This window comes from Streptomyces poriferorum, from assembly GCF_019399235.1.
Taxonomy (GTDB): Bacteria; Actinomycetota; Actinomycetes; order Streptomycetales; family Streptomycetaceae; genus Streptomyces; species Streptomyces poriferorum.
In genome coordinates this window covers 1-4,016 of sequence record NZ_JAELVH010000439.1, presented here as the reverse complement: position 1 = coordinate 4,016, position 4,016 = coordinate 1, and the positions used below count along the sequence as shown (strand labels likewise).

The 4,016-nt window shown below is 70.1% G+C and carries 3 protein-coding genes and 1 riboswitch; all 3 genes read left to right on the top strand.

What is annotated here, in order from left to right; translation table 11 throughout:
• The first annotated feature begins 11 nt into the window (after window positions 1-11).
• The 3 genes from JGS39_RS37875 to JGS39_RS37865 all read left to right on the top strand — a co-directional run bounded on the left by JGS39_RS37875 (window position 12) and on the right by JGS39_RS37865 (window position 4,001).
• Window positions 12-1,133, top strand: a complete 1,122-nt coding sequence (locus tag JGS39_RS37875; protein ID WP_219574312.1) for a PP2C family protein-serine/threonine phosphatase — start codon at window positions 12-14, stop codon at window positions 1,131-1,133.
• A 279-nt stretch (window positions 1,134-1,412) separates the two neighbouring features.
• A riboswitch (cyclic di-AMP (ydaO/yuaA leader) is annotated at window positions 1,413-1,567 on the top strand.
• A gap of 11 nt (window positions 1,568-1,578) precedes the next feature.
• Entirely contained in the window at window positions 1,579-2,748 is a 1,170-nt protein-coding gene (locus JGS39_RS37870) for a M23 family metallopeptidase (protein ID WP_219574311.1), read from the top strand.
• Between the two features lie 308 nt (window positions 2,749-3,056).
• Window positions 3,057-4,001, top strand: coding sequence for an aldo/keto reductase (locus JGS39_RS37865; RefSeq protein WP_219574310.1), 945 nt, complete (start codon window positions 3,057-3,059; stop codon window positions 3,999-4,001).
• Window positions 4,002-4,016 lie beyond the last annotated feature (15 nt).

Genomic DNA, 4,016 nt, shown 5'->3' with positions numbered 1-4,016 from the left:
GTGCCGGGGGTGTGCGGACCCGCCGGTTCGTCAGGTCCCTGCCCATGCTGATGATCGTCGGGGGCGTGCTGTTCGACGGCTTCACCCCGCCCCAGTTCACCGCCATCCCGTTGTTCGCGGCGGCCCCGCTGATCGCCGCGCCGTTCTTCTCGCTGGCCAGCACGGTCTGTACCGGTGTCGCCGCGCTGCTGGCCGTCGCCGTGCTGCGGCTGTCCAGCGGCACCCTGCTGCAGGTCGTGCCCTCCATCGAACTGCTCACCGTCCTCACCGTCTCCGTCCTCGCCGTCGTGATCAACGGGGTCGTGCGGCGCAGCAACGAGCAGCTGGCCTCCGCCCGCGTCATCGCGGAGACGGCCATGCGGGCGGTGCTGCCGACGCCGTCCGACCGGATCGGGGGGCTGCAGGTGGCCGCGCGGTACGAGGCGGCGCAGGCGGACGAGTTCGTCGGCGGCGACCTGTTCTCGGTGACGGACAGCCCGCAGGGGGTGCGGCTGGTGGTCGGTGACGTGCGCGGCAAGGGGCTGGACGCCGTGGAGGCGGTGGCGGTGATCATCGGGGCCTTCCGGGAGGCGGCCGAACAGGAGGAGACGCTGGAGGGCGTGACGCTGCGGCTGGAGCGCGCGCTGGCGCGGGAGTCGGACCGGCGCGGCGGCCTAAACGCGTTCGAGGGGTTCATCACCGCCGTGCTCGCCGAGGTCCCGTCGGGTTCGGGCCGGGTGCGGATCGTCAACCGCGGTCACCCCGAGCCGCTGCTGCTGCACACGGACGGGGGGCTGGAGGTGCTCGGTCCGTCGGTGCCCGCGCTGCCGCTGGGGATGGACCTGGGGGTGTGGCCGGACCGGGCCGACGAGTGGGACCTGCCGGCCGGGGCGACGCTCCTCCTCTATACGGACGGCCTCTCCGAGGCCCGTAACGCCGAAGGGGTCTTCTACGACCCTGCCGAGCGGCTGCGGGGACGGATCTTCCCGGGGCCCGAGGAGCTCCTCTCCGCGCTGAGCGATGACGTGCGGCTGCACACGGGAGGCGAGTCGACGGACGACATGGCGCTGCTCGCGGTCGTGCGGCCCGCCGAGGGGCAGCCCGACCGGCGCAGGACCGTGAAGATCGTCGGCCGGGGCGACGGCGGTGGCTGAGCCGGGTCCCGGCGGTGAGGGGGTGTGCGGTGGGAGCGGTGGACGCCGATGCCACCGTACGTAACCGAAGGGCACCCCTCCGCATAACATTTGACGCAACGTCAGAAACCGGATAGTGGCCGAGGGGTGATCAACTCGCCCGATTCCACCCGGTTGTGTCCCGTAAAGTCCAGGCCAAGGACGTGAACGATCAGTGGGAACAGCTTGGAATCGGACCCCGGTGTCTATTAACGTTCGATAACGCAGCGCGGTTGTCCCAGCCGCCGTCAGTGGCGGCACCGTGCGCGAGCGCCGAATTCCGCAAGGGAACCGGGGAACCACCTACATGGGGTGAATCGGGCATCTTTGTCTTGTTTGTGAGACGGAGGAACCCGTAGGAGACCTTCCTGCTCCGAACCCGTCAGCTAACCCGGTAGGCGAGAAGGAAGGAAAGGAGTGCGCCCCCGTGGCGTCCAACAAGCCTGCCCCCGAAGCTCCCTCTCGGTTCCGGTCCGAGTACGGCGATGACTTCGCCACCCGGCCCGCCACCGCATTCGGTACGGAGTACGGGGCCGACTACGCGACCGACTACGGGACCGATCGGGGCAGCGACTTCGGAAACGACTTCCGCGCCGACGAGGCCGGGTCCGACAGGACCTGGGAGGAATGGAACCCCACCGAGGAGTCCATTCGCCCCGTGCGCGGCAAGCATCGCGTCGCCAAGCAGCGCAATGGTCTGGCCCGCAGCTCCACCGTCCTCGGCGTCGGCGTCATCGCGGCCGTCGGTGCGGGTGGCATGGCCACCGCCCAGAGCAAGCCGCCGGTCTCCATCTCTCTTCCCGATTCCATCTCGGACAATCTCCCCGACGCCAAATCCCTCCCGGGCGTCGGCGCACTGTTCTCGGGAGAGTCCGAGTCCGCGGCGGAGAAGACTGCGGCCGAGACCGCTTCCGCCCCGCTGACGACCGCCGGCATCACCACCGCCGAGGCGGAGCAGGGCACCACGGACGCCGGTGAGGCACTCCGTGCCCGCATCCTCCAGCAGGCCGAGCAGCAGCAGGACGCCGCCGACGCAGAGGTCAAGGCAGCCGCGGAGAAGGCAGCCGCGGAGAAGGCCGCCGCCGACGCGAAGAAGCAGCAGGACGCCGCCGAGGCCAAGATCGCCGCCGAGAAGAAGAAGGCGGCGGAGGAAGCCGCGAAGAAGGCGGAGGCGCTGCGGCTCGCCAAGCTCGCCGCCAGCTATGCCATACCCACCTCCTCGTACACGATCACTTCGACGTTCGGCGAGGCCGGATCGATGTGGTCCTCCGGCTACCACACGGGCCTCGACTTCGCGGCGCCGACCGGTACCCCGATCAAGGCCATCCACACCGGCACGGTCAAGTCGGCCGGTTACTCCGGCTCCTACGGCTACCGCACGGTCCTGGAGCTGGAGGACGGCACGGAGCTGTGGTTCTGCCACCAGTCCTCGATCGACGTCAGCATCGGTCAGAAGGTCACGACGGGCGACACCATCGGACGCGTCGGCGCGACCGGCAACGTGACGGGCCCGCACCTCCACCTGGAGGTCCACACCCCGGACGGCACCGGCATCGACCCGATGGCCTGGCTGCAGGCCCGGGGCCTGACGGTCTGAGACCGTTTCCTGGGGGACGGTGTGCGGTGACTGTTTCCTGGGGGACGGCCTGAGTGGATCGTTCCTGGGGGACGGTGTGAGTGGATCGTTTCCTGGGGGACGGTCCGAGGTGACCGTTTCCCCCAGGACGGTCCGCGACCACCCCCTTCACGCCGGTTCTCCGGCCACGAAACCCCGGCAGCCCTGACGCTCACCCCCCGACGTCAGGGCTGCCGGTCTTTCTCCGCCCACGTTCACGTCCGCGCGTGCACCGGTTCAGATGCACAGGCCACGGAATAGCGGAGCCCGTGAAGGCGGTTGTTCCACCCATGACTTCTCTCCGTAAGCTCGGTTCCTCCAGCCTCCAGGTCTTCCCGCTCGCCCTCGGGGGCAACGTCTTCGGCTGGACGGCCGACGAGGCGCAGTCCTTCGCCGTTCTCGACGCATACGCGGCGGCCGGCGGCAACTTCGTCGACACCGCCGACTCCTACTCGGCCTGGGTCCCCGGCAACGAGGGTGGCGAGTCGGAGACCCTCATCGGCAAGTGGCTCGCCGCACGCGGCAACCGCTCCGACATCGTCGTGGCCACCAAGGTCGGCGCCCACCCCGCGTACAAGGGGCTCTCCGCCACCACCATCAAGGCCGCCGCCGAGGAGTCGCTGCGACGGCTCGGCACCGACCACATCGATCTCTACTACACGCACTTCGACGACGAGACGGTCCCGGTCGAGGAGATCATCACCGCCCTCGACCAGCTGGTGAAGGACGGCAAGGTCCGCGAGATCGCCGCCTCCAACATCAGCCCGGAGCGGCTCCGCGCCTCGCTGGACTTCTCCGAGCGCGAGGGGCTCGCCCGCTACGTGGCCCTGCAGCCCCACTACAACCTCGTCTCCCGGGACACCTACGAGGGCGAGCTCCAGGACACCGCCGCCGACGCCGGGCTCGCGGCCGTCCCGTACTTCGCCCTCGCCTCCGGCTTCCTCACCGGCAAGTACCGTCCGGGTACGGCTGTGGAGAGCGCCCGCGCCGGGAGCGCGGCCACGCACCTGGAGTCGGAGCGCGGCCAGAAGGTGCTTGCCGCGCTCGACAAGGTGGCACAGGAGCGGGACGCGGAGATCGCGACCGTGGCGCTGGCGTGGCTGGCCGCCCGGCCGACCGTCGCCGCACCGATCGCCTCGGCCCGTACGGTCGAGCAGCTTCCCGCGCTGGTCGCCGTCGCCGGACTGCGTCTGACGGACCAGGAGCTGGCGGACCTCACCGAGGCCTCCGCCTAGGCACTGTTTCTCGGA